This window comes from Serratia sp. NFX21 (assembly GCF_048517035.1).
Classification (GTDB): Bacteria; Pseudomonadota; Gammaproteobacteria; order Enterobacterales; family Enterobacteriaceae; genus Serratia; species Serratia quinivorans.
The window spans coordinates 227,175-253,197 of the sequence record NZ_CP183196.1 but is presented as its reverse complement, the minus strand read 5'-3'; the positions used below and the strand labels follow the sequence as shown (position 1 = coordinate 253,197).

At 55.7% G+C, this 26,023-nt stretch carries 22 protein-coding genes; 13 read left to right on the top strand and 9 right to left on the bottom strand.

Features of this window, described 5'->3' with window-relative positions; translation table 11 throughout:
• Nucleotides 1-75 precede the first annotated feature (75 nt).
• The 8 genes from ilvG (at nucleotide 76) to ACNT1W_RS01175 (ending at nucleotide 8,842) form a co-directional block, all read left to right on the top strand.
• Entirely contained in the window at nucleotides 76-1,722 is a 1,647-nt protein-coding gene (gene ilvG, locus ACNT1W_RS01210) for an acetolactate synthase 2 catalytic subunit (protein WP_419246311.1), read from the top strand.
• Complete coding sequence (gene ilvM, locus ACNT1W_RS01205; protein WP_012147433.1) at nucleotides 1,719-1,976, top strand: acetolactate synthase 2 small subunit; 258 nt, start codon at nucleotides 1,719-1,721, stop codon at nucleotides 1,974-1,976. The genes ilvG and ilvM overlap by 4 nt, the downstream gene beginning before the upstream one ends.
• A 22-nt stretch (nucleotides 1,977-1,998) precedes the next feature.
• Nucleotides 1,999-2,925, top strand: coding sequence for a branched-chain amino acid transaminase (locus ACNT1W_RS01200; RefSeq protein WP_012147432.1), 927 nt, complete (start codon nucleotides 1,999-2,001; stop codon nucleotides 2,923-2,925).
• Nucleotides 2,926-3,030: 105 nt separating this feature from the next.
• Entirely contained in the window at nucleotides 3,031-4,881 is a 1,851-nt protein-coding gene (gene ilvD, locus ACNT1W_RS01195) for a dihydroxy-acid dehydratase (protein WP_012147431.1), read from the top strand.
• Between the two features lie 5 nt (nucleotides 4,882-4,886).
• Complete coding sequence (ilvA, locus tag ACNT1W_RS01190) at nucleotides 4,887-6,431, top strand: threonine ammonia-lyase, biosynthetic (RefSeq protein ID WP_012147430.1); 1,545 nt, start codon at nucleotides 4,887-4,889, stop codon at nucleotides 6,429-6,431.
• A gap of 113 nt (nucleotides 6,432-6,544) precedes the next feature.
• Entirely contained in the window at nucleotides 6,545-7,540 is a 996-nt protein-coding gene (locus tag ACNT1W_RS01185) for a hypothetical protein (RefSeq protein WP_419246310.1), read from the top strand.
• Complete coding sequence (locus ACNT1W_RS01180; RefSeq protein WP_419246309.1) at nucleotides 7,540-8,118, top strand: hypothetical protein; 579 nt, start codon at nucleotides 7,540-7,542, stop codon at nucleotides 8,116-8,118. Before ACNT1W_RS01185 ends, ACNT1W_RS01180 begins: the two co-directional genes overlap by 1 nt.
• 22 nt (nucleotides 8,119-8,140) lie before the next feature.
• Complete coding sequence (locus ACNT1W_RS01175) at nucleotides 8,141-8,842, top strand: DUF2461 domain-containing protein (protein WP_135344816.1); 702 nt, start codon at nucleotides 8,141-8,143, stop codon at nucleotides 8,840-8,842.
• On the opposite strand, the gene ilvY is transcribed toward ACNT1W_RS01175, so the two are convergent.
• Nucleotides 8,837-9,721 carry an HTH-type transcriptional activator IlvY gene (gene ilvY, locus ACNT1W_RS01170; protein ID WP_017894391.1) on the bottom strand — a complete coding sequence of 295 codons (885 nt, stop codon included), beginning with the start codon at nucleotides 9,719-9,721 and terminating at the stop codon, nucleotides 8,837-8,839. The two genes, ACNT1W_RS01175 and ilvY, sit on opposite strands and share 6 nt — an antisense overlap.
• Nucleotides 9,722-9,900: 179 nt before the next feature.
• Between ilvY and ilvC the strand changes: the two genes are divergently transcribed.
• On the top strand, nucleotides 9,901-11,376 hold the full coding sequence (gene ilvC, locus ACNT1W_RS01165) for a ketol-acid reductoisomerase (protein WP_017894390.1): 1,476 nt from the start codon (nucleotides 9,901-9,903) through the stop codon (nucleotides 11,374-11,376).
• Between the two features lie 197 nt (nucleotides 11,377-11,573).
• Here ilvC and ACNT1W_RS01160 read toward each other — a convergent pair whose 3' ends face one another.
• A complete protein-coding gene (locus ACNT1W_RS01160; protein WP_259191168.1) occupies nucleotides 11,574-12,506 on the bottom strand; it encodes a sugar kinase in 933 nt (310 codons plus the stop codon).
• A gap of 165 nt (nucleotides 12,507-12,671) precedes the next feature.
• Nucleotides 12,672-12,875, bottom strand: coding sequence for a 2-hydroxymuconate tautomerase family protein (locus tag ACNT1W_RS01155; protein ID WP_012147423.1), 204 nt, complete (start codon nucleotides 12,873-12,875; stop codon nucleotides 12,672-12,674).
• Between the two features lie 144 nt (nucleotides 12,876-13,019).
• Between ACNT1W_RS01155 and pdeH the strand changes: the two genes are divergently transcribed.
• On the top strand, nucleotides 13,020-13,805 hold the full coding sequence (pdeH, locus tag ACNT1W_RS01150; RefSeq protein ID WP_259191172.1) for a cyclic-guanylate-specific phosphodiesterase: 786 nt from the start codon (nucleotides 13,020-13,022) through the stop codon (nucleotides 13,803-13,805).
• 102 nt (nucleotides 13,806-13,907) lie between these two features.
• Entirely contained in the window at nucleotides 13,908-15,944 is a 2,037-nt protein-coding gene (locus ACNT1W_RS01145; RefSeq protein WP_419246308.1) for an AsmA family protein, read from the top strand.
• A 29-nt stretch (nucleotides 15,945-15,973) separates the two neighbouring features.
• Here the strand turns inward: ACNT1W_RS01145 and ACNT1W_RS01140 are convergent, their stop codons facing one another.
• From ACNT1W_RS01140 to yhjD, 3 genes are all read right to left on the bottom strand, one after another.
• Nucleotides 15,974-16,771: a CDP-diacylglycerol diphosphatase gene (locus ACNT1W_RS01140; protein WP_419246307.1), complete on the bottom strand. Its 798-nt coding sequence runs from the start codon at nucleotides 16,769-16,771 to the stop codon at nucleotides 15,974-15,976.
• A gap of 74 nt (nucleotides 16,772-16,845) precedes the next feature.
• Nucleotides 16,846-18,168: an MFS transporter gene (locus tag ACNT1W_RS01135; protein WP_012147419.1), complete on the bottom strand. Its 1,323-nt coding sequence runs from the start codon at nucleotides 18,166-18,168 to the stop codon at nucleotides 16,846-16,848.
• Nucleotides 18,169-18,496: 328 nt separating this feature from the next.
• Entirely contained in the window at nucleotides 18,497-19,516 is a 1,020-nt protein-coding gene (gene yhjD, locus ACNT1W_RS01130) for an inner membrane protein YhjD (RefSeq protein ID WP_419246306.1), read from the bottom strand.
• A 340-nt stretch (nucleotides 19,517-19,856) separates the two neighbouring features.
• Here yhjD and ACNT1W_RS01125 point away from each other — a divergent pair, with 340 nt between their 5' ends.
• On the top strand, nucleotides 19,857-20,723 hold the full coding sequence (locus tag ACNT1W_RS01125) for a crotonase/enoyl-CoA hydratase family protein (protein ID WP_017894383.1): 867 nt from the start codon (nucleotides 19,857-19,859) through the stop codon (nucleotides 20,721-20,723).
• A gap of 16 nt (nucleotides 20,724-20,739) precedes the next feature.
• Here ACNT1W_RS01125 and pdeR read toward each other — a convergent pair whose 3' ends face one another.
• Nucleotides 20,740-22,734: a cyclic di-GMP phosphodiesterase gene (gene pdeR, locus ACNT1W_RS01120; protein ID WP_017894382.1), complete on the bottom strand. Its 1,995-nt coding sequence runs from the start codon at nucleotides 22,732-22,734 to the stop codon at nucleotides 20,740-20,742.
• A gap of 561 nt (nucleotides 22,735-23,295) precedes the next feature.
• On the opposite strand from pdeR, the gene spy reads away from it, so the two are divergent.
• Nucleotides 23,296-23,796: an ATP-independent periplasmic protein-refolding chaperone Spy gene (gene spy / locus ACNT1W_RS01115; RefSeq protein WP_012147415.1), complete on the top strand. Its 501-nt coding sequence runs from the start codon at nucleotides 23,296-23,298 to the stop codon at nucleotides 23,794-23,796.
• 128 nt (nucleotides 23,797-23,924) lie between these two features.
• Here spy and ACNT1W_RS01110 read toward each other — a convergent pair whose 3' ends face one another.
• Both ACNT1W_RS01110 and ACNT1W_RS01105 read right to left on the bottom strand, forming a co-directional pair.
• Nucleotides 23,925-24,758: a phosphoenolpyruvate hydrolase family protein gene (locus ACNT1W_RS01110; protein ID WP_261133083.1), complete on the bottom strand. Its 834-nt coding sequence runs from the start codon at nucleotides 24,756-24,758 to the stop codon at nucleotides 23,925-23,927.
• 12 nt (nucleotides 24,759-24,770) lie between these two features.
• Nucleotides 24,771-25,988 (bottom strand): Tm-1-like ATP-binding domain-containing protein, encoded by a 1,218-nt coding sequence (locus ACNT1W_RS01105; RefSeq protein WP_419246305.1) that lies wholly within the window; start codon nucleotides 25,986-25,988, stop codon nucleotides 24,771-24,773.
• Nucleotides 25,989-26,023 lie beyond the last annotated feature (35 nt).

The window sequence follows — 26,023 nt, the reverse complement described above, 5'->3', positions numbered from 1 at the left end:
AAAGTGAAACGAGGATAACAATATGAATAACAGAACAAAATCCTGCAGTTGTCGAAGTAAGGCGGGGAAATAACTATGAACGGGGCTCAGTGGGTAGTACAAGCATTGCGTGCACAGGGAGTTGATACGGTTTTCGGCTACCCGGGTGGCGCAATCATGCCGGTCTACGATGCATTGTATGACGGTGGGGTGGAACACCTGCTGTGCCGCCACGAGCAAGGCGCCGCGATGGCTGCCATTGGTTATGCCCGTTCAACCGGCAAGGTGGGCGTTTGTATCGCCACTTCCGGCCCCGGCGCCACCAACCTGATCACCGGCCTGGCCGATGCGCTGCTGGATTCTGTTCCGCTGGTAGCGATCACCGGTCAGGTAGGCTCCGCACTGATTGGCACCGATGCCTTTCAGGAGATCGATGTCCTCGGCCTGTCTCTGGCCTGCACCAAACACAGCTTCCTGGTGGAATCACTGGATGCGCTGCCGGGCATCATGGCGGAAGCCTTCGCCATCGCCAGCAGCGGTCGTCCTGGCCCGGTGCTGATCGATATCCCGAAAGACATCCAACTGGCACACGGCGAATTACACCCGCACCTGATGCCGGTAGAGGAAGAACTGCACTACCCGGTTGCGGAAATGGCGCAGGCCGTCGAATTGCTGGCGCAGGCGCACAAGCCGATGCTGTACGTCGGCGGCGGTGTTGGCATGGCGCAGGCGGTACCGGCGCTGCGAGAGTTCATCGCGGTGACCCAAATGCCCAACGTTGCCACGCTGAAAGGGCTGGGCGCACCGGACGCTGAGCAGCCGTACTACCTCGGTATGCTGGGAATGCACGGCACCAAGGCCGCCAACCTGGCGGTGCAGGAATGCGATTTGTTGATTGCCGTTGGCGCGCGTTTTGACGATCGCGTAACCGGTAAACTGAATGCTTTCGCCCCGCATGCCAAGGTGATCCACATGGATATCGACCCGGCGGAAATGAGCAAGTTGCGCCAGGCGCACGTGGCGCTGCAGGGCGATTTGAAAGCCTTGTTACCGGCATTGCAGCAGCCGTTGAAGATCGCCGCCTGGCAGCAGCGAGTGGTTGAACTGAAAGAAACCCATACCTGGCGTTACGACCATCCAGGCCAGCCGATCTACGCGCCGCTGTTGTTGAAGCAGCTGTCCGAGCGCAAGCCGGCCAACAGCGTAATCACCACCGACGTGGGCCAGCACCAGATGTGGACCGCGCAGCACATGACCTTTGAACGCCCGGAGAATTTCATCACCTCCAGCGGTTTGGGCACCATGGGTTTTGGTGTGCCGGCCGCGGTTGGCGCCCAGATGGCCCGCCCGGAGGATACGGTGGTTTGCGTATCGGGCGACGGTTCTTTCATGATGAATGTGCAGGAGCTGGGTACCATCAAACGCAAACAGTTACCGCTGAAAATCGTTTTGCTGGATAACCAGCGTTTGGGAATGGTTCGTCAGTGGCAGCAGCTGTTTTTTGACGGACGTTACAGCGAAACCAATCTCTCCGATAACCCCGATTTCCTGATGTTGGCCAATGCCTTTGGCATTCCCGGCCAGCGAATTACCCGTAAAGACCAGGTAGCAGGCGCGCTCGACGCCTTATTCAACAGCGAAGGGCCTTACATGCTGCACGTGTCGATCGATGAGCTTGAAAACGTCTGGCCGCTGGTGCCGCCGGGTGCCGGTAACGAAACCATGTTGGAGAAAATATCATGATGCAGCATCAACTCTCGATCCAGGCCCGTTTTCGCCCTGAAATGTTAGAGCGCGTATTGCGTGTCGTGCGTCATCGTGGCTTTCAGGTTTGTGCTATGAATATGGCAACGGCGGCAAATACCGACAAGATTAATATTGAATTGACCGTTGCCAGCCAGCGCCCGGTGGATCTACTGTCATCTCAGTTGAGCAAACTGATGGATGTCTCCTGCGTTGAGATCCAGCAACAAACATCACAACAAATACGCGCCTGACGCGCGAGAAGGATAAATAACAATGACGAAGAAAGCCGATTACATTTGGTTCAATGGTGAGATGGTTCCTTGGGCTGACGCCAAAGTGCACGTGATGTCGCATGCGTTGCATTACGGCACTTCGGTGTTTGAAGGGGTCCGTTGCTACGACTCCCATAAAGGCCCGGTGGTGTTCCGTCACCGTGAACATATGCAGCGCCTGCATGACTCGGCGAAAATCTACCGTATGCCGGTATCGCAAAGCGTTGATGAACTGATGGAAGCCTGCCGCGCCACGCTGCGTAAAAACAATCTGGGCAGCGCTTATATTCGCCCGTTGGTGTTTGTCGGTGACGTCGGCATGGGGGTTAACCCTCCGGAAGGTTACAAAACAGACGTGATTATCGCGGCGTTTCCTTGGGGTGCGTACCTGGGTGAAGAGGCGCTGGATCAAGGTATCGATGCGATGGTTTCGTCCTGGCACCGCGTGGCGCCAAACACCATCCCAACCGCGGCCAAGGCCGGCGGTAACTATCTTTCCTCCCTGCTGGTGGGCAGTGAAGCGCGCCGCCACGGTTATCAGGAAGGGATCGCGCTGGATGTGCACGGCTACATTTCCGAAGGCGCAGGTGAAAACCTGTTTGAAGTGAAAGACGGCGTGCTGTTCACCCCGCCGTTTACCTCTTCCGCGCTGCCGGGCATTACCCGCGATGCCATCATCAAGCTGGCGAAAGACATGGGCTTCGAAGTGCGTGAACAAGTGCTGTCGCGCGAGTCGCTGTATCTGGCCGATGAAGTGTTCATGTCCGGTACCGCCGCAGAAATTACCCCGGTTCGCAGCGTTGACGGCATCAAGGTCGGCATTGGTAAATGCGGCCCGGTGACCAAACAGATCCAACAGGCGTTCTTTGGCTTGTTTACCGGCAAGACCGAAGACAAATATGGTTGGCTGGATCCGGTAAATCCATAAAATCCTTACCCGCAACCTGAAAGGCAACGGGTAAATCGACAGACAGATAAGAATATCCAGGCGGTTCGTTCGCCGCCTGTAATAAATACATTTGGAGTGAAGAGCATGCCTAAGTACCGTTCCGCCACCACCACCCACGGCCGCAACATGGCGGGTGCCCGCGCATTATGGCGCGCGACCGGAATGACCGACGACGATTTTGGCAAACCCATTATTGCGGTGGTCAACTCATTTACCCAGTTCGTTCCGGGCCATGTGCACCTGCGTGATTTGGGCAAACTGGTTGCAGAACAGATCGAGGCCTCAGGTGGCGTCGCCAAAGAGTTCAACACCATTGCGGTGGATGACGGTATCGCCATGGGCCACGGCGGCATGCTCTATTCCCTGCCGTCGCGCGAATTGATCGCCGACTCGGTTGAATACATGGTGAATGCCCACTGCGCGGATGCGATGGTGTGTATCTCCAACTGCGACAAGATCACCCCAGGGATGCTGATGGCGTCACTGCGCCTGAATATTCCGGTGATTTTCGTTTCCGGCGGCCCGATGGAAGCCGGCAAAACCAAGCTTTCCGACAAGATCATCAAGCTGGATCTGATCGACGCCATGATCCAGGGCGCCAACCCGAACGTCAGCGATGCCGACAGCGCGCAGATCGAACGTTCCGCCTGTCCGACCTGCGGCTCCTGTTCCGGTATGTTCACCGCCAACTCGATGAACTGCCTGACCGAAGCCCTGGGCCTGTCCCAACCGGGCAACGGCTCGCTGCTGGCGACCCACGCTGACCGTAAGGATCTGTTCCTCAACGCCGGTAAACGCATCGTTGCGCTGACCAAGCGCTACTACGAGCAGGACGACGAAAGCGCACTGCCACGCAGCATCGCCAACAAGGCCGCATTCGAAAACGCCATGACGCTGGACATCGCCATGGGCGGTTCGACCAACACCGTGTTGCACCTGTTGGCGGCGGCTCAGGAAGGTGAAATTGATTTCACCATGGAAGATATCGATCGTCTGTCGCGCAAGGTACCGCACCTGTGCAAAGTGGCGCCAAGCACTCAGAAATACCATATGGAAGACGTACACCGTGCCGGTGGCGTACTGGCGATTCTGGGTGAGCTGGATCGTGCGGGTCTGATGAATCGCGACGTCGATAACATCCTGGGCCTGAAGCTGACGGAAACGCTGAACCAGTACGACATCATGCTGACTCAGGACGAAGCGGTGAAGAAAATGTTCCGCGCCGGTCCAGCGGGTATCCGTACCACCCAGGCGTTCTCGCAGGATTGCCGCTGGGACACGCTGGACGATGACCGCGCAGAAGGCTGTATCCGTTCGCTGGAAAATGCCTTCAGCCTGGAAGGTGGCCTTGCCGTGTTGTACGGCAACATGGCACTGGACGGCAGCATTGTGAAAACCGCCGGTGTCGACAAGGACAACCTGACCTTCCGTGGCCCGGCCAAAGTGTATGAAAGTCAGGACACCGCGGTAGAAGCGATCCTCGGCGGCAAAGTGGTTGCCGGCGACGTCGTGGTGATCCGCTATGAAGGGCCGAAGGGTGGGCCGGGCATGCAGGAAATGCTCTATCCAACTACTTACCTGAAATCCATGGGCCTGGGTAAGGCCTGTGCGCTGATCACCGACGGTCGTTTCTCTGGCGGGACTTCGGGTCTGTCTATCGGCCACGTTTCTCCGGAAGCGGGCAGCGGCGGTCTGATTGCGCTGATCGAAGACGGCGACATGATCGACATCGATATTCCAAAACGCAGCATGGTGCTGGATGTCAGCGACAGCGAACTGGCGGCACGCCGCGAAGTTGAACTGGCACGTGGCGATCGGGCCTGGACACCGAAAAACCGTGAGCGCCAGGTTTCCTTCGCTCTGCGCGCCTACGCCACACTGGCGACCAGCGCGGACAAAGGCGCAGTACGCGACAAGAGCAAGCTGGGAGGCTAAGCATCATGGCGGTATCGCAACCCCTACCCGACGCCCCCTGTGGCGCGGAGTATTTGCGAGCGGTGCTTCGCTCGCCGGTTTACGAGGTGGCTCAGGTCACCCCGTTACAGACCATGAGCAAAATCTCTTCGCGGCTCGGCAATACTATTTTGGTGAAGCGCGAAGATCGTCAGCCAGTACACAGCTTCAAGCTGCGTGGGGCCTACGCGATGATCGCCAGCCTGAACGAAGAGCAAAAGGCGCGCGGCGTGGTGACGGCTTCGGCCGGCAACCATGCGCAGGGCGTGGCCTATTCAGGCAAACGGCTGGGGATCAAAACGCTGATCGTGATGCCGGTGACCACCGCAGACATCAAAGTGGATGCGGTACGCGGCTTTGGTGGCGAGGTGCTGTTGCACGGTGCCAACTTTGATGAAGCCAAGGCCAGAGCGATAGAGCTTTCACTCAAGCAGGGCATGACCTTCGTGCCACCGTTCGACCACCCAACGGTGATCGCCGGGCAGGGCACGCTGGCGATGGAACTGCTGCAGCAGGACGCACATCTCGACCGGGTGTTTGTTCCGGTTGGCGGTGGCGGTCTGGCGGCGGGCGTGGCGGTATTGATCAAGCAACTGATGCCGCAGATTAAGGTGATCGGCGTGGAGGCGGAAGACTCTGCCTGCCTGCGCGCGGCGCTGGATGCCGGGCATCCGGTGGATCTGGCGCGTGTTGGGCTGTTTGCCGAAGGCGTGGCGGTAAAGCGCATCGGTGACGAAACCTTCCGCCTGTGTCGGGAATACCTGGACGACGTGATCACCGTCGACAGCGACGCCATCTGTGCAGCGGTCAAAGATCTGTTTGAAGACGTGCGTGCCATTGCCGAGCCGTCCGGTGCGCTGGCGCTGGCCGGACTGAAAAAGTACGTACAGCAGCACAACATCCAGGGTGAACGCCTGGCGCACGTGTTGTCCGGCGCCAACCTGAACTTCCACGGTTTGCGCTATGTGTCGGAACGCTGCGAACTGGGCGAACAACGCGAAGCCCTGTTGGCGGTCACCATTCCTGAGCAGAAAGGCAGTTTCCTGAAGTTTTGCCAACTGCTGGGCGGGCGCTCGGTCACCGAGTTCAACTACCGTTACGCCGATGCCGATAACGCCTGTATTTTCGTCGGTGTCCGCCTGACGCGCGGCCATGCCGAACGCCTGGAAATCATCGATGAACTGCAGGCCGATGGTTATCAGGTGGTGGATCTGTCCGACGATGAAATGGCCAAGCTGCACGTGCGTTATATGGTGGGGGGGCGTCCTTCGAAGCCGTTGCGCGAGCGTCTGTACAGCTTTGAATTCCCGGAGTCACCGGGCGCGCTGCTGAAGTTCTTGCAGACGTTGGGCACCCATTGGAATATTTCACTGTTCCATTACCGCAGCCACGGCACCGATTTTGGCCGCGTGCTGGCAGGTTTTGAACTGTCGCAGACCGAACCCGAGTTTGAGCAGCACCTGCAGGCGCTGGGCTATGACTGCCACGATGAAACCGACAACCCGGCGTTCCGCTTCTTTTTGCAGGGTTGATAAGAAATACATAAGTAATCGTGACCTATAATCCAGTTTATAGGTTGCGTTGTTGTGATTTTGTTGTGCATTTTTATACTGCCAAGACTTTTGACGTATAGGGATGCGCGACAATGACAACGGCTTTTTCTTCGCCATTTGGTTCTCCCGAAGATCAATTAACCAGCGCCGAGTTCGCACGAATGCTCGGTAACGGCAATGTGCAGGCAATGTATCGGGATATTGATTTACAAGCCCTGCAAGACTCCCTGGATTGCAGTATCGCTTTTCATGGGGTAGGGATTATTTTTTCTGACGGCCAAAATTCGTATTTGGTCAGGCCGACCAAACATACCGGTTACTCAACGTCCTCACAGGTCACCCACGTGGTTATCACCAAAACCATTGCGCATACTTCACGTACCGCGGCGACCAATACCCTGTCTGAGGCTTTGACCAAACCGAACGTCGGCAAAGAACTGGCTTCGGCAGCGCTATCTTGCGGCACACTGCTGGTCTCCGTTTTTTTACTGGCGTCGGGGAGTGTTGCGGTACCCTTTACCGGTGGCACCAGTTCGGCCATCGCCTATTTAGGCTATGCCGGCATGGCTGCCAGTGCCTTACAGTGCGGTAATGGCTTGTATCGCGTGAATAAGCTTTATGATGGGAAAGGCGATGAGCTTGCGCAGTTAGATTCAGAGCAATGGTATGTCGCCACCAGCACCATTCTGGATGTGATCTCTTTGGCTAGCGCCGGGGCAGCATTGAAAGAAGCGGCCATGACTTATCGTGCCATGCGAAGAGTTTCATCGCGTAAGGCGACGGAGTGGCTAAAAAGCATGCCACGAAGTGAAAGGAAAAGGCTCACTGAGAGCATCATCAGGGCGGAGAATCCGGGCATTTCCAATCAAGTGTTAAAACAGATGGTTAATGCGGGCTTGTACCCGAAACGCTACCCAACGCAAGCCCTTCAGAACGGACTTCGACAGCAATTACGGTCGGCGCTGAATAACTCGATGGCCTTTGTGGGCAGCGGTATCAGCGGCACTTTGTCCTCGCCTGCTAATGTGAAGGAAACCGGGCAATATTTTGTTGGGATCATGCAAAAATTACCGCAGATGGTGAGGTAATGTCGGACTGGATGATTAACCGCCTGATATCTCAAGGGCGAGAAATGGAACAGCAAATCCTGCGGCGGGATCCGGCGGTATATGCCGGCGTGGATGCGCAGCTTGAGCAACATTTTTTGACGCCGGGGCAGCGTTTGTCGCCGCCGGGCGTGGGCAATGTCATGTTGCTGCTAATTTGTCTTACGCTGGGGTTGGCGGGAACCATGGGTTTATTGGCCGATATAGCCCTTGCGGTAACCGGCAGTGCCTCTGCTGCCACCTTATTAGGCAGCGGCGCCATCATGGCCGTGTGGATGACGCTTGTCCTGTTTCACCTGGTTCAGGGTAAAAATACAGGGGTAGTATTGCTGAAATATTATCTTGGCATGCTGGCCGCGCTTTTGGTCGGTGCAGTAGCGGCCTGGGCAGTAAACATCACCGGCATTGCCAATGGCCTGATGTTGCTGTGTGCCTGCATTGGCGGGATTATTTTCAGTAACCGGGCGGTGTTTTATCTGTATGTTGCCTATTTCAGGACGCGCCGGCGCGTTTTTCTAAAGCGCCGTTGGCAGATGGAAGCCATGCATAACCCCCGCTAGAAAGCTTGTTACGGGAAGGAACATGACGCAGCAATTTAATGGTTTTAGCCAGCAGGGCCTGAATTTTCTTCAGCAGGTGCGCATTGAGAACGACAAGGAATGGTTTGAGGCCAACCGTGACGTTTACGATCGTGAACTATTAACGCCATTCCGTACGTTGGTAGCCGAACTGAGTCCGGCGATGTTGGCGATCGATCCCTTGTTCGAGACCCGGCCGGCGATCGGCAAAACGCTGTCGCGCATACATCGCGACACGCGTTTTTCCCACGACAAATCGCGCTACCGCAGCCGCATGTGGCTGACGTTCAAACGGCCAAGCAAAGACTGGAAGGACGCGCCGGTCTACTTCTTCGAACTGGGGCCGGACATGTTGCGTTACGGGCTGGGTTATTACAGCGCCAACAAACCGACCATGGATCTGTTTCGCCATACGCTGCAACGCCGACCGCAGCCCTTTTTAGAGGTCGCGGCCTGCTGCCGGCCACCGTTCGAGCTGGTGGGTGAAAGCTACAAGCGGCCGTTGGTGAAAGAGCAGGCGCCAGAAATCGCCACTTGGTACAACCGCAAATCCTTTGCGGTGATGGCGACCGACAGTCAGGTGGAAAAGTTGTTCAACGCCGGGTTGGTGCAGACTCTGGCGCAAGGCTTTCTGCAACTGGAACCGCTCTATCACTGGCTGATGCAGGTAGAGGCGATGAAGCAAGTCGATCCAGCGGATTTATGAAAGTAAGCGCCAGAAAGCGTCGATCAGCGGATCGCTGAGGCGTTTTTTCTGCACGCAGACCCCCAGCTCGAACGGCTCGACCATGGAAATATTCTCCAGTTGCGAAATACGATTACGCACCGGCTCCGGGCTGTTGTCCACCACCACGCCGGGGATCAGTGCGATGCCGCAGCCCAGAGCCACCATCGAAACGATGGCCTCGTGGCCGCCAACGGTGGCGTAAATCAGCGGATTGGCGATGCGCTGGCGACGGAACCACAGTTCGATGCGTTTTCGCGACGGGCCGTGCTCCGGCAGGATAAACGGAATATTGGCCCAGTCGGGCTGTTCGGCAAATGCCTGGCTGCGTACCGCGCAGGGCAGCGCCGGAGCAATCAGCACCAGCGGGATCTCACCGATTTTAGTGAACGCCACGCTGGTGGGCAGGGTTTCGGGCCGCCCGGCAATGCCGAGATCGGCTTCGTTGGACTGCACTTTGTCGACCGCATCGGCGGCGTCACCGGTGGTCAGTTTTATTTCTACCAGTGGATGCTGCGCGCGGAAGCGATCGAGGATCGGAGGCAGGTGGCTGTAGGCGGCGGTAACCGAGCAAAACAGCCGTAATTCGCCGCTTAGCGAAGGGCCATGTTGGCCCAGCGAATGTTTCAGTTGCTGGTACTGCAGCAGCGTCTGCTGGGCAAAATCTTTTAACTGTTCACCGGCGTCGGTGAGCTGCACGGTGCGGTTATCGCGCAAAAACAGCGGCTGCCCGAGGATCTCTTCCAGCCGTTGGATCTGGCGGGACAGCGTCGAAGGACTGACGTGCATCGCCTTGGCGGTGCGGCCAAAGTGATGGCTTTCAGCCAGATGGAGGAATAGCTTTAAATCACGCAAATCCATATCAGTACGCTCGCAGCAAGAGTGTTGCATAAATTGCAATGTCACATTCGTAATATATCAATTTAAGCAACGCGTTTCCTGTTATACATTGAGTTTAACGAATCTCCGCACAGACAGGGCGGAGAATGAAAATAACATCGATACCCATAGTCGACACAACATCTAACTGGAGCACCACCATGGCTAACTATTTCAACACCTTGAACCTGCGTCAGCAGTTGGCGCAATTGGGCAAGTGTCGCTTTATGGCACGTGAAGAATTTGCTGATGAAGCCGGCTACCTGAAAGGCAAAAAAGTGGTGATTGTCGGCTGTGGCGCGCAGGGGCTGAACCAGGGCCTGAACATGCGTGACTCCGGCCTGGACGTGGCCTATGCCCTGCGTAAGGAAGCCATCGACGAAAAACGTCCTTCATGGCGTAAAGCGACCGAAAACGGCTTCAAGGTAGGGACCTACGAAGATTTGATCCCACAGGCAGACCTGGTGGTTAACCTGACGCCGGACAAGCAGCATACCTCGGTCGTTCGTGCCGTACAGCCGCTGATGAAAGACGGTGCGGCGCTGGGCTACTCCCACGGTTTCAACATCGTAGAAGTGGGCGAGCAGGTACGTAAAGACATCACTGTAGTGATGGTAGCGCCAAAATGTCCGGGCACCGAAGTGCGTGAAGAATACAAACGTGGTTTCGGCGTGCCGACTCTGATTGCGGTTCACCCGGAAAACGATCCGAAAGGCGAAGGCATGGCGATTGCCAAGGCCTGGGCAGCGGCGACCGGCGGCCACCGTGCGGGCGTACTGGAATCTTCCTTCGTTGCCGAAGTGAAATCGGACCTGATGGGCGAGCAGACCATTCTGTGCGGCATGCTGCAGGCGGGTTCGCTGCTGTGCTTCGACAAACTGGTTGCTGAAGGCACTGACCCGGCTTATGCAGAAAAACTGATCCAGTTCGGCTGGGAAACCATCACCGAAGCGCTGAAGCAGGGTGGCATCACCCTGATGATGGATCGCCTGTCCAACCCGGCCAAACTGCGTGCCTATGCGCTGTCTGAGCAGTTGAAAGAGATCATGGCACCGCTGTTCCAGAAACACATGGACGACATCATCTCCGGCGCTTTCTCCGGTGGCATGATGGCTGACTGGGCAGAAGACGACGTGAAACTGCTGAACTGGCGTGAAGAGACCGGCAAATCGGCGTTCGAGAATGCGCCACAGTTCGAAGGTAAAATCAGCGAGCAGGAATACTTTGACCATGGCGTGTTGATGGTAGCCATGGTGAAAGCCGGTGTTGAGCTGGCATTCGAAACCATGGTTGACGCGGGTATCATCGAAGAATCCGCTTACTACGAATCACTGCACGAGCTGCCGCTGATCGCCAACACCATTGCGCGTAAGCGTCTGTACGAAATGAACGTGGTTATCTCTGATACCGCAGAATACGGCAACTACCTGTTCGCCAACGCGGCAGTGCCGCTGCTGAAAGAGTTCATGACCACCCTGCAGGCGGGTGACCTGGGCAAATCCGTGGCCGGTACTTCGGTAGACAACGCGCAACTGCGTGACGTGAACGAAGCGGTGCGTAATCACCCGATCGAATCCGTTGGCCGCAAGCTGCGCGGGTATATGACCGATATGAAACGCATCGCGGTAGCAGGCTAAATACCCGGAGTCTTTCAAGCTGTAGCGTTGTTACCTGCACTATCACACCCCAGTCACTTACTAAAGTAAGCTCCTGGGGATGAGATAGCTTGGCGCCTAGCTACAACTTGAAATCCATAGGGTATTAAGATTGGTTTTCGAGTCCAATAAAAAGGCCAGCGTTGTTGCTGGCCTTTCGCATTTTTGGAGATCAGGAATTATTGCGGCATGGCCGCCAGTGGAATAATGGCTCCGCGGTGTTGGATTACCGTGCTGGCGGTCAGATGACCGCGCTGCGCCGCCTGCACGGCATCACCACCGGTTAAACGCACTGCCAAATAACCGGCGCTGAAGGAATCGCCTGCCGCAGTGGTATCCACCACCTTTTCTTTTGGCAGGCGCACTGCCGGGATTTCAAATTCGCTGCCTTCGGCGCTGAACACCAGGCAGCTATCCGCGCCACGTTTAATCACTATCTCCGTTACCCCGAGCTGCTGAGTGCGCTGCACCACCTGTTCCAGCGGCAGTTTGCCCCATAGCAGATCTTCGTCATCCAGGGTCAGGAAGGCAATGTCGGTGCAGGCCAGCACTTCGCGGTAAACCTGCTGGGTTTCTTCCCGGCTTTGCCACAGGCGCGGCCGATAGTTGTTATCGAAAATCACCTTGCCGCCGTTGGCGCGACACTGTCTTAGCAATGTCAGCAGCTTGCTGCGGCTGACCGTATCGAGGATTGCCACGCTGATGCCGCTGAGGTACAGATAATCGAATTGGGCCAGTTGCTCGCACAAATTCTCCGCCTGTGGGCCAGCCAGCAAGTAGCGAGCGGCAGCGTCGTTGCGCCAGTAATAGAAGGTGCGTTCGCCGGTGGCATCGGTTTCAATCACGTACAGCCCCGGCAGCTTGTTCTCCAGCCGTTGTATCAGGCTGGTGTTGACCTTTTCCTGCTGCCACGCCTGCAGCATTTCCTGGCTGAAACTGTCGGTGCCGAGTGCGGTCACGTAATGCACCTGCAGCGTGCTTTCCGCCACCTGGCGGGCAATGTAGACGGCGGTGTTTAACGTATCGCCGCCAAAACCGCGGCTCAGATCCGCGCCTTTCTGCGACAGCTCAATCATGCATTCGCCGATCACGGCAAGATTTTGGGTGGTCATAGTCAACGAGCCCTGGCTGAAAGAAGAAGATGAATTGATGCGAAATACAGCCAGTCTCAATGCAAGGGATGGGGGAGTCAATAAAAATAAAACAACGTTTTAATTTATTTATGACGGCGATCGGGAAACTAAAAAGTTTCCCGATGCGTAGCCAACCTGCGGCCGTTATTTAGCGGCGGCGCGCAGGTCGGTGACGCTTTGGCCACCAATACCCCAGTTGTCGGTTTCTACTTCGTCAATGACCACCACGGTGGTAGCCGGGTTCTTGCCCAGCGTATCTACCAGCAGTTGGGTCACCCCGGCGATCAGCTGTTTCTTTTGCTCCGGCGTCGCGCCTTCGCGGGTAATTTTGATATTTACGTAGGGCATGTATTTTCCTTGGGTTTTAATACCAGTATTCAATGTAGAAGGCTTTCGCCGCCGCTTAAAGTTTTATCGCCCGCTGCCGATAAATCAGGGAGGCAATCATGCAAGCCTGAGCGTTTTCATTTCCCTTCGATGGCAATAGTACCAATGACAACCAAGATGACTTCGGGTCTGCTGGCGCCACTCCTCGCCGTATGCACGCATATCAAAGCGCAGCATTATTGGCGTCAATGCCGCCGTCAGTACACCTTCCAGCCGATCTACCGCACCTGTGGCGCTTTACTGGCGCTTGAACTACTAACCGCGGTATCTCATCCGTCCGCGCCGGACAAACGACTGTCCCCGGAGCACTATTTCGCCGCCCTCGACGTCCGCAAGCGCCTGCAGATCATTCAGGAACAGCTGGAACTGCTGCAGTACTGGCAGCCGCTGCTGACCCGCCACGGGTTGATGGTGTCGGTCAATATCGACGGTATTGCCTTGCAGGCATTGCAGCAGCACGGCGCGTTGCAACGTCAGATTGCCGGCATGCCCTATCTGCGCTTTGAGCTGGTGGAGCACGCCGGGATGGCATTAAACGGCCCGTTGCAGCAGATTGCCGGTGCAGATCGGCTGTGGCTGGATGACTTCGGTAGCGGCCTGGCGAATTTCTCGGCCGTCAGCACCTGGCGTTATCAATACATCAAGGTTGCGCGTGAGTTATTCACCTTGCTCAAGCAAACGGAAGATGGCGTCCAGTTACTTGTTACCCTGATCAAAATGATGAACCAGCATAGCGAAGGGGTGATCGTCGAAGGGGTGGAGACCGAGCAGGAATGGTTGCTGGTACAGCGCTCTGGCGCGCTGGCCGCTCAGGGTTACTTTCTTTCTCGTCCGGCCCATTTCGACACCCTGCAAAGCCTGCCTACACGATTTTCCATGCCTGTCGCCTGAGCCCCGTCTCCCTCTAAAGCGTGAACTCTTGCCTATCCTCGGCTAGGCTTGGTAAAGCCACTTATCAATTTATGGGTAAGCTATCGCGTTCAGGGAGCCGTTATGACAAGAACAGGAAAAGCGTTCACTTGGGTTGGCGGCATTGTGCTGCTGATCATCGCCGCGTTGGTGGTCTTTGTGCTGACCTTCGACTGGAACCGCCTCAAACCGACCATCAATGACAAGGTGTCGGCCGAGTTGCATCGTCCGTTCGCCATCCGTGGCGATTTGGGGGTGGACTGGTCACGCGATGATAAAGATATAGGTGGCTGGCGCGCCTGGGTGCCCTGGCCGCGAATTCATGCCGAAGATGTGGTACTGGGTAACCCGAAAAATATCCCTGGCGACAGCATGGTGCAGTTACAGCGCGTCGAAGCGAGCATTTCGCCGCTGGCACTGTTGGGCAAACAACTGTTGATCCCGCGTATCTGGCTGAAGCAGCCGAACGCCAGCTTGCAGCGGTTGGCCAACGGTGAGAATAACTGGACCTTCAACCTGGCCGGTGACCCTAACCAGCCGCCGTCTGCCTGGTCGGTGAATATTCATGACATCGTCTTCGATCGCGGCCAGATTGCTTTCAAGGACGCCACGCTGAAGGCTGATTTTCGCGCGGAAATTGATCCACTCGGCAAGCCTTTGCCATTTAGTGAAGTCACCGGCAAAAAAGATGCCGGCACGACGATCCCCCAAAACTATATTTTCGGCTGGAAGGTGAAAGGCAAATACAACGGCGAGCCGTTATCGGGCAGTGGCAAGATTGGCGGCATGCTGTCGTTGCAGAATGCCGAGGTGCCCTTCCCGCTGCAGGCCGACGTACGCTCCGGTTCCACTCGGGTGGTGGTGGCGGGGACGTTGTCCGACCCGATGAACCTTGGCGGGTTGGATCTGCGGCTTAAATTCTCCGGCGACAGCCTGGGTAACCTGTATGCCCTCACCGGCGTGCTGTTGCCCAATACCCCGCCATACTCCACCGATGGCCACCTGACTGCCCGACTGCACGAGAAAGGCGGCGCGGTGTTCCAGTACCAGAAATTCGACGGCAAAATTGGCGACAGCGATATCCACGGCGATTTGAAATATGTCGCCGGCAAACCCCGGCCAACGCTGAGCGGCGAAGTGTTGTCGAAACAGCTGCGTTTTGCCGATATGGCACCGCTGATTGGTGCCGACTCCAATACGCAAAAAGCCGGTCGCGGTGAGAAGAGTCGCCAGCCAGCGGGCAAAGTGCTGCCGGTAGAAAAGTTTGATACCAAAAGCTGGAAGGTGATGAATGCGGACGTCAAATTCACCGCCAAACGCATTGAACACGGCAGTTCGCTGCCGTTGAGCGATCTCTATACCCATCTGCAATTGGATAACGGCGTCATAGTGATGGATCCGCTGCGGTTCGGCGTGGCGGGCGGTAACCTCAATTCGACCGTCCGGCTCGATGGCAGCAAAAATCCGATGCAGGGTCGGGCTGATTTGCATGCGCGTAAATTCCAGCTCAAGCAGTTGCTGCCGGATGTAGGCTCGATGAAGCGTAGCCTGGGGCAATTGAACGGCGATGCCAAACTGACCGGCAGCGGCAATTCGGTGGCCGATCTGCTGGCGACCAGCAGCGGCGATTTGCGCATGGTGATTAACAACGGGGTGATTAGCCGCAGCCTGATGGAAATTCTCGGATTGAACGTCGGCAACTATCTGGTGGCGCAATTATTTGGTGACGACGTCGTGGGGATAAACTGCGCGGCGGCGGATGTTGGTATCCGCGACGGCGTGGCGGCACCTCGGCTGTTTGTGTTCGACACCGAGAACGCGATTATCAACATCAGCGGCAATACCAACTTCGCCACCGAGCGGCTGGACCTGTCCATCGATCCTGAAAGCAAGGGCATGCGGGTGCTGACGCTGCGTTCACCGCTGTACGTGAAAGGCACCTTCGCGCACCCGGATGCCGGTGTGAAGGCCGGCCCGCTGATTGCACGTGGTGCGGCGGCGGTGGCACTGGGCGTGGTGCTGACGCCGGCAGCAGCCCTGCTGGCATTGGTTTCGCCCAGCGAAGGCGGTGAAGAAAACCAGTGCGGGAAAATCCTTCAGCAGATGAAGCAGAAAAAATGATCGCTAACGGCCCGCACTGCGGGCCATGCTTACTGCAGAACCCGGCAGTCGTGATCCTGGATCTCTTCTGACGAAGCCAGCGTAAACGGCAGCAGGCTGCGCTCGGTGGCCAGCAACAGAAAATCGCCGCCCGGCAGTGCGGTCATCGCCAGGCCAAAGCTCCCCATGCGCCCCTTTGAGCGTGCTACCTCATCTGCCAGCAGGCGGAAAGCACCCTGTTTGTGCAACTCTTCAGGCGTCACCCGGCGCACCAGATAGTCATGGCCCAGCAGGCCGCCAGGCAACGGTTCCCACCGCTGGCTGTAATCTGCCGCATACTGCGTCAGCTGCGTTTTTACCGCAGGCAGCAGGCAGGAGATATGAATGTGCAACTGGTTCTGAGTGCGGCCATAGGCCGAATTAATCGCCAACGAAATATCGGCGTCATCAATCTCTTTACCATATTTATCCGCCATAAAGTGTCGTGCCTGCCAGGCTTGCTCAAAGAAGTTTGGGGTCGTGGCAGCCAGTACTTCTGGGCTTTCAATGCCGGTAATTTTAGCGCTTGGCATCAACAGATATTGTAGTGGCCCGTTACGGTCCTTAAACACCACAAAACCGGCCTGAGGGTCCACCTGCGCACAGGGCGCCGGGTTGTTGTTTGCCTGTTGGTTGGGCAGACACTGTTGGCTGACGATGCGCCACAGCGCGCTCGACTGGGGTGGCTTCACCCATATCCAGAGCGCACCAGCAATGACAATGGCGGCCATTAGCAACGGCGCAACGTACAAAAACAGCCTGCGGCGCAAAGACATGATTGATTTCCATTTCCGTAAAAGGAGAAGCATTCAGCATAGTCTGATTTTATGACAGGAGACAACGCGGGGAGTGCGGCCCGCAGGCAGGGGCCGCATAAGCAGGGTTACAGCGACTGGTCGCGGGTTTCTTTCATCAGCAACAGGGCTATCAGCGTGAGACAGGCCATGGATGCCAGATACAGCCCGACGTAGAACAGGCCGTAGTGGGTTGCCAGCCAGGTAGCGATATAAGGTGCCACTGCCGCCCCGAGGATTGACGCCACGTTGTACGAGAACGAAGCCCCGGTATAACGCACTTCGGTCGGGAACAGCTCTGGCAGCAGCGCGCCCATCGGGCCGAAGGTCAGGCCCATGATGCTCAGACCACACAGCAGGAAGCCCATCACCAGCGCCTGGTTACCGGAGCCCAGCATGCTTGGGAACAGGAAGGCGAAGGCGATCATCAGCAGAGTGATAACGATCATGGTCTTGCGGCGACCAAAGGCATCGGCCAGCAGGCCGGCAATCGGCACCATCACACCAAAACCAATCACTGCCACCATCAGCATCCACAGGAAACTGTTGCGTGAGTAGCCCAGCCCCAGCGGCTGCGCCGTGGTGCCGTAGGTCATTGAGTAAACCGTCATCAGGTAGAACAGGGTATAGGTCGCCAGCATGATAAAGGTGCCGAGGATGGTCGCCTTCAAATGCTTGCTCAGCAGGGTTCCGAGCGGGATTTTCACCTGTTTGCCGGCTTTGGCCACCTTGGCGAACACCGGAGTTTCATGCAGCGACACGCGCACGTACAGGCCGATCAGCACCAGGGCGGCGGACAGGATAAACGGCACGCGCCAGCCCCATTCCATAAATTGTTGGTCAGTCAGCAGCCAGGAGAGCAGCAGGAAGGTGCCGTTAGCGAAGAAGAAACCGATAGGCGCGCCCAGCTGTGGGAACGAACCATACAGCGCCCGCTTCTTGGGAGGGGCGTTCTCGGTTGCCAGCAAGGCGGCTCCGCCCCATTCACCCCCCAGCCCCAGGCCCTGACCGAATCGCGCCAGCGCCAGCAGGATAGGGGCGAAGATGCCGATGGTTTCGTAGCTTGGCAGCAGGCCGATCAGCACGGTGGAAATCCCCATGGTGAGCAGCGAGGCGACCAGCGTCACCTTGCGCCCCACGCGATCGCCAAAGTGGCCGAACAGCGCCGAGCCAATCGGACGCGCCACAAAGGCGACGGCAAAGGTAGCCAGTGATTGCAGCGTTGCGGTGGTGGGATCGCCCTGCGGGAAGAAGATATGCGGGAATACGATCACCGCTGCGGTGGCGTAAATATAGAAATCGAAAAACTCGATGGCGGTCCCGACCAGCGAGGCGACAATCACTTTTCCGCGTGAGTTGACTGGTGTTGGCGCGTCGTCGGCGTCCAGAGTTGGTGCGATGGAGGCTTGCATAATTTTTCTTATATTTTGGATTGGTAAAAATCCATCTTAGTCATAGCAAAATGCCTTTTCAATGGTGAAACTTTGTACAATACCGCAATTAACCGGTTAAAAAGCTTAATGTTTCATTGGCGTGTTTCTGCGTGGTTTTTAACGTTGCCAAATGAATGATTTGCAGACTTAACATCTGTAAAAGCCGCAAAGAAAAGTTATCAGGTAGTTTGTTATGCTGGATTTGCTAGGTGTGGTGTTGATATTTTGGTTTTATGTGCTGGGTTTTAGGCTGAATTCCGGAATAAAAAACCAGCCACCAGAGAGTGGCCGGTATGATTGCATTGCTTTAGGGGGCGGATTGCTCGGAGGCTGGCAGAGTTTTGTCTTCTTTATACTGCGCGGTGGCGATCCAGGCGGCGCAAAAAAGCGTCAGTCGGGCAAAGAAATAGAAAAACGCCATCAACCCGATTACCGAACCAAAGGCGGCACCGGAAGGCGATTTAGCCACCTGTGGCAGCGTCATGGTCATCACAAACTTAATCACTTCGAAGCCAATGGCGGCAAGCAGCGTGCCACGCAGCAGCGCCTTCTTCTTCGGCTTATGTCGCGGCAGCATCCAGAAGATCCACAGGAACAGCAGATAGTTGGCGAAGATGGAGATCGACAGCGCAATCAGCGTCATCGCCGGCCGCAGCCACTCGATGCCCTCCAGGCCCAGTGCACGGACAATGGCCGCCTGTGCCGAACCGGCGATGGAGGTCAGCGTCAGGGTGATAATCAGCGCCACCACCAATCCACTCAGCGAAATAAAGTCGCGGGTGTATTTGAAGTAGATTTTTTCCTGATCTTGCGGATTACGTTCCCATACGTCACGCGACTGCGCGCGGATCGCCTCACGCAGGTTACCCATCCAACTGATGCCTGAATACAGCGCCAGTGCCAGACCGGTCAGCCCCACGGTGGTGCGTTGCTGAATCGCCGTATTGACGGTGTTTTTCAGCGTGCTGGCCAGCGTAGGGTCACTGATGCTGCCGACAATCTTATTAATCAGCTCAGTCAGCAGGTCAGGATTGGATGCCAGCACAAAGCCGACGGCGGCAAACGACACCATCAAAATCGGGATCAGCGAAAGAAACGAGAAATAGGTGATAGCGGCGCCGAACTGGCTGCCCAGACGATCGTTAAAGCGCTCGGTGGCGCGCAGCAGGTGAGCGATGCTTGGCCAGGCCTTGATGCGTTCGACCAGGCGTGAAAAACCGGAGATGCGGCGGTCAATAGTCTGGTGGCCGGTTTTGATGGCGATCAGCGGCTTTTGCGGCGCTTCACTGCTGGGCTGTCGGGGGTCTTTATCTGATCCTGTAGGCATTACGTCACGATTTCCTTAACGATAAATAGGCTCTCTCAGCCTTGATTATAGCCAAAAGGCGCGCTGATTTGGCCGCCGGGTGGGGCAACCGGCTAATTTGTGAGCTTAACGCGTTCGTTCACCGGGTGAAATGTTACGGCCTGCCGATAGGTAAAATTCTTATGTCAGCCCCGTGCCAGCGGGGTTTTTTTCGTTCATCGACCTCCAATTTTTATCTGTTTCATCACCAAGAAAGCGTTTACTCATGATGTGGCGCTGCGGTTTACCAGCCGCCGCGTGACTGCAGCCGTAGGGGCTGGAACGGTTTCACCTGTTATCACTGGATAAAATGGAAGGTCATATGAAATTACTTAATCACCCCACCTGTCGTCCGTTTACCGAAGCGGGCAATTTGACACAGATTTCCGCTTACTATGAAGAAGGGCGACACATCATGTGGATGCTGCTGCGTGCGGAGCCGCGCCCTTGTTTTAATCAGGCGTTAATTGAAGACATCATGACGTTGGCGCAGGCAGCCAAAGAATCATCATTGCAGTTTGATTTTTGGGTCACTGGCTCGTTGGTGCCCAATATGTTCAACGTGGGTGGCGATTTGCAGTTCTTCGCCGAGGCGATTAAAAATCGCAAACGTGAGGCGATGATGGCTTACGCACGGGCCTGCATTGATTGCGTGCATGCGGCGGCTCGCGGATTTGATACCGGAGCGGTTAGCATCGCGATGGTCGAGGGCAGTGCACTGGGCGGCGGCTTTGAAGCGGCGCTGGCGCACCATTTCGTTCTGGCGCAGAACAATGCGCGCATGGGCTTCCCGGAAATTGCGTTTAATCTGTTCCCCGGCATGGGCGGTTATTCGCTGGTGGCGCGTAAAGGAAACATGCGCCTGGCGGAAGAGCTGATTTGGGGCGGCGAGTCGCATACCGCGGAATGGTTTGAAAGCCGTGGCCTGGTCGATCAGTTATTCCAGCCAGGCGACGCTTATATAGCGACCCGTACCTTTATCGATACCATTCGGCCCAAACTGAACGGCATGCGTGCCATGCTGCGTGCCCGTCAGCGGGTGTTGCAGTTGACGCGTTCGGAACTAATGGACATTACCGAAGACTGGGTGCATTCGGCCTTCACTATCGAGGAGAAAGATCGCGCCTATATCGAACGTCTGGTGATGCTGCAGGATCGTCATACCCTGAACCTGCGTCGTGCCGGCTAATGTTGCCCTGCCCGCCTCACGCTGAGGAGGATGGCGGGCGATAAGACTGCAGCCAATGCTCCAGCTGTTCCGGGAGCATTGGCCGCGCAAACAGGAACCCCTGTTTTTCATCCACGCCGATTTCATCGAGGAACCGATTTTCGCTTTCTGTTTCCACGCCTTCGGCGATCACCCGGAATTTAAGTGCTTCAGCCGCCGCGACGATGGCACGCACCAGCGATTGTGAAACCGGATTGTCATTCACTCCGCGCACAAAGCTTTTATCCAGTTTAATCGCATCCAGCGGAATACGCGCCAGTTGTGCCAGCGAAGAGTAGCCGGTGCCAAAATCATCAAGATGGACCTGTGCGCCCAGCTCGCGTAGCCGGGTGATCACTTCGCGAGCGCGTTTCTCATCCTCAATCAGGCTGCTTTCCGTGAGTTCGAAATCCAGCAGGCAGGGGGTCAACTGATTGTGCTGCAACACCTGGGCCAGATCTTCAACGATAGAGTCATCCACCAACTGGCGGGCGGAAAGATTGACCGCGACCCGCAGTTGCAACCCCTGTCGTTGCCACAGAGCGGCCTGTTTGGCGGCGGTTTGCAGCACCCAACGGCCGAGTGGGCCGATCAGACCGGACTCTTCCGCGTAAGAGATAAACTGTAGCGGCGGGATCAGGCCGCGCTCGGGGGAATCCCAGCGTACCAGCGCTTCCACGCTGCATACCCTGCCGCTGAGCGCCTCTATTTTTGGCTGGTAATACACCACCAGTTGATTTTGTTCCAATCCCTTACGCAGGTTGGTGTCCAGCCACATGTATTCCGCGACGCGTTTATTCATTTCCGGCGAGAACACGGTATAGGTCCGTTTGCCGTGCTCTTTGGCGACATACATGGCGGTGTCGGCACTGCGGATCAGGCTGTCGAGGTCGTTGCCGTGTTCGGGACACAGGGCGATACCAATAGAACAGCCGGTATAAACTTCGATAAGCCCTATGCGGAACGGCGTTTTCAGCCGGTCGATAATGCGCTGGGCCAGGCGTTGCAGCATTTCGCGGTCGGCCTGCTGGGCCAGCACCAGGAATTCATCTCCCCCCAGGCGGGCCAGGGTTTGGTCGTTATCCAGACAGCCGAGCACCGCCAGCGACACCTCTACCAATAAACGGTCGCCGAACATATGGCCGTAGGCGTCGTTAACCTTTTTAAAATTGTCGAGATCGAGGTACACCAGCCCAACACTGTGGCCATCGCGAGTGGCGATCGACTGGGTTATTTTGTCCTGAATGGCATTGCGATTGGGCAGGCCGGTAATGATGTCGGTATTGGCCAGCACCCGCAGACGTTCCTGGGCGCGGCGTTCTTCGGTGATATCGGTACCGGAGCAAATCAAAAAAACTTCATTTTTGCCGCTGCCGCTGTGGACGAACTTGTTGCGGAACAAAAACAGCCGCTCGCCTTTCACCGTTTTGATCCAGCGTTCTACCTCATAGGAGGAACCATTACGGAAAAAACCGGCGATGTTGCGCCGTGATGCCGAGGCTTCCTCCGGGCTCATAAATAATTGAAAGACGTTTTTACCAATAACATCATGTTCGTGCAGGCCGGTGTACTCTTCGCTCAGGCGGTTGAAACGCTGAATGCGGCCGTGTTGATCGACAATCACAATCACGGAGTTGGCTTCGGACACCACCTGCTCGGCAAAGGATAGGCCGTGTACCAGGTCACGGGCGACCGATTGAGTGTCGCTGAAGGCGGAAGCGGTGCCTGCCCATTCCAGATTGTTGACTCGTCGGCCGACCAGATGCAGATGTATCGGTTCGCCGCCGAGCGTGATGGTGATATCAAGGCTGGCGGTAATGCCGCTCAGGCGACGGATTTTAGCCGCCTGCATGGCGCTGAGCGCCACGGCCATATGAGTTTTACCTTTGACTGCCGACAACGCCAACGCATTGCTGTCAAACGCCAACCGCCAATAAGGGCTGTTGGTGCCGAAGTGAGCGTTAAGAAGCATAGGGCCTTGGTCTGCGAACATGATGATTCCTCAAAAGGGCACGACAGCCAGGTCTGTGCGATGAGCGCAGCCGCAGGTTTCTGGCCCGGGAGTGGCCGTAGTGCACGTATCTCCATCATATAACAGGTTTTACACCGGCGGGGGATGAAACTATTATATAAGCAATAATTAGTTTTGCCCTGTAATCGTCAAATTGCCGCACGTTTTAAAGTGTAAGTGAGAACCGGGAATTTCGAGAGATTGATGCGATCCTGGTGCTTCGCGCACTGCGATCATTTTGTTGCCGGGCGGTTGTAGCGGAGGGGGCTACATTATAATAAAGTGGGCCGCTGGTGGGAATAATCCTATAGAAAAAGACATCATGTTGTGGTGGTTTTTATGCTCTGGGAAACCAAACTTTCCAAATAATACGCATTATCTTCATAATTCATTCATTATTGATGGATAAAAGTGTTTCGGGCTTTAATAAATTTACACACAATCGCATTACTATATATTTATCGGCCTATTATTATCTCCGACGAAAGATGAGCCTGTTCACGTACAGCGCTCCTGATGAAGAATAATTTTAAGGAAATGAATATGCGTAAACTGACCGCTTTATTTGTCGCTTCAACTCTGGCACTGGGTTCTGCTTCTATGGCTTTCGCTGCAGATACCACGGCAGCACCGGCTACTACAGACGCCGCCCCGATGAACATGAAAATGATGCATCATAAAGGTGAAGGTAAAGGAGGGCCATTTGCCGGCCTGAACCTGACCGAGCAACAGCGCCAGCAAATGCGCGATATCATGAAAGAATCGCACCAGAAACGCGGCGAAGGTACTAAAGAAGAACGCCAGGCATTGCATAGTATGGTCGCTTCCGACAGTTTCGATGAAGCCAAAGCGAAAACCCAAATTGATGCCATCAGCAAAGCACAGTCCGAACATATGCTGGAGCGCGCCAAGGCTGAAAATAAAATGTATAACCTGCTGACCCCTGAGCAGAAAAAACAATACAATGAGAATTATCAGAAACGCGAACAAAAAATGATGGAACACATGAATAACATGAAGTCGAAAATGACGAATTCACAGTAATAAATTCATGCGGTGAATATAAAAAGGGCCAGATTAATCTCTGGCCCTTTTGCTTATCTCACTGCTACTTCACTTCCCGTTAAACAACGGGTTTCCCTGGTGTTGTGCGCGAGTAAGCTATTTTCCTGTCAATCTCTGTTAATTTTTTTAAATTGGCGCGTGGTTTCAGTTAACGCCAGTTCCGTAGGTAAGCGCTCCATCGAGCTGGCGCCGTAGAAACCATCGACTAACGGACAGTGCTGCATGATATACGCAGCATCTTCAGGCGTGGCTATGGGGCCGCCGTGACACAGGACGATTACGTCTTCGCGGACCTGTTTGGCGGCCTGGGCCCATTCGTTAATCAGAGGGACGCAATCAGCCAGTGTCAGCGAGGTTTCTGCGCCAATACTGCCGCCGGTTGTCAGCCCCATGTGTGGGACGATGATATCTGCCCCTGCTTCGGTCATCGCGATCGCATCTTGCGCATTAAAAACGTAGGGGGTGGTCAACAGGTCTTTCTCATGCGCCAGCCGAATCATATCCACCTCTAACGCATAGCCCATCCCGGTTTCTTCCAGGTTGGCGCGGAAATTGCCGTCAATCAGGCCGACCGTTGGGAAGTTTTGTACGCCGGCGAAACCCGTGTTTTTAATCTCATCGAGAAACTTATCAAAGTGGCAAAAAGGATCAGTGCCGTTGACCCCAGCCAGAACCGGGGTCTGCTTGACCACCGGCAGGACTTCTTTGGCCATGTCCATCACGATTTCATTGGCGTTGCCATACGCCAGCAGGCCAGCCAGGGAACCTCGGCCCGCCATGCGGTAGCGACCCGAGTTGTAAATGACGATCAGATCGATACCGCCGGCCTCTTCACACTTGGCCGAGAGCCCGGTGCCGGCACCGCCACCGATGATCGGTTCGCGGCGAGCAATCATTCCCCTGAATTTGGTCAGTAATGCCTGTCGAGTGTGTTTGGCCATGTGTAACTCCAATCAATAAGAATGAGAGATCTCCCGGAACTGTTGCACGGCGGCGTCGGCAAAGCGGGGATCGTTGATGTTGTAAGGGATCTTGATTAGGCGCTGTTTTTCTTTGGGTTGCCAAGTCGCTTCCAGTGCATTGACGAAAGCGGTCAACGCCTCAGGATCCCAAAATGCCTGCCCGGGTGAATCAAGTGCTGAAACACCTCCTTCAGGGATCAGGAAGCGAATCTCCCCTGCGCATGCGTTCAACTTTTTACCGATCCAGCGGCCCATTTGGGTATTTTCTTCTGGTGTAGTCCGCATCAGCGTCACTTGGGCATTATGGTTGTAAAACTGGCGTTCGGCGTAGCGAGCAGGGATGGTTCCGGGATGACCAAAGTTGATCATATCCAGCGCACCGCAGGACATGACGCAGGGAATGCCGGTACGGGCTATCGCGTCGAAGCGATCTTCAGTACAGGCCAGCACCCCGCCAAACAGATGGTCACAGACTTCGGTGGTGGTTAAATCGAATACCCCGTTCAGCAGATGGCTGTCGACCAGTTTTTCCATTGCCTGGCCACCGCTGCCTGTTGCATGAAATACCAGGCAATCCCACTCATTTTCAATTGCCGCAGTTACTGCCTGAATGCAGGGAGTCGTGACACCGAACATGGTAAGCCCAACGGCAGGTTTACTGTCTGTATCAATCGGTGTGGCAAAGCGAACGGCACCGGCAATTTGATGTGCGGCATTGCCCAGCACGAGGCGGGAAATACGATTCAGCCCGGCGACGTCGGTAACCGAGTACAACATGCCAATATCGCTGGCACCGACATAGCCGGAAGTGTCACCGGAAGCCATGGTCGACACCATCAGCTTTGGCAGGCCAATGGGTAATTGTTGCATGGCAGGTGTAATCAATGCGGTGCCGCCGGAACCGCCAAGGCCAAGCAGGGCTGCAACATCCTGGCGTGAGAGCATGAATCGCTCGAAAGCAATGGCCATGGCGGCAATGGCTTTACCACGGTCGTCACAAAATACGGCATTCTCGCCTTCAGGATGATAACTGGCGACGGTGGTGGCGGAAACATCGGCAGGGTAGCTGGCCGGGATATGATGAGTAGATAAATCGACGGTTAGCGTGGGTAATCCGGTATCGGCGATCAGGCTGCGAACATAAGCCAGTTCTCGTCCTTTAGTATCCGCCGTTGTCGCAATATAGATGATTGCCTGATTATTGTTCATTAGCCTGTTCCTGAATTGTAGGTTCGGATGGCCGC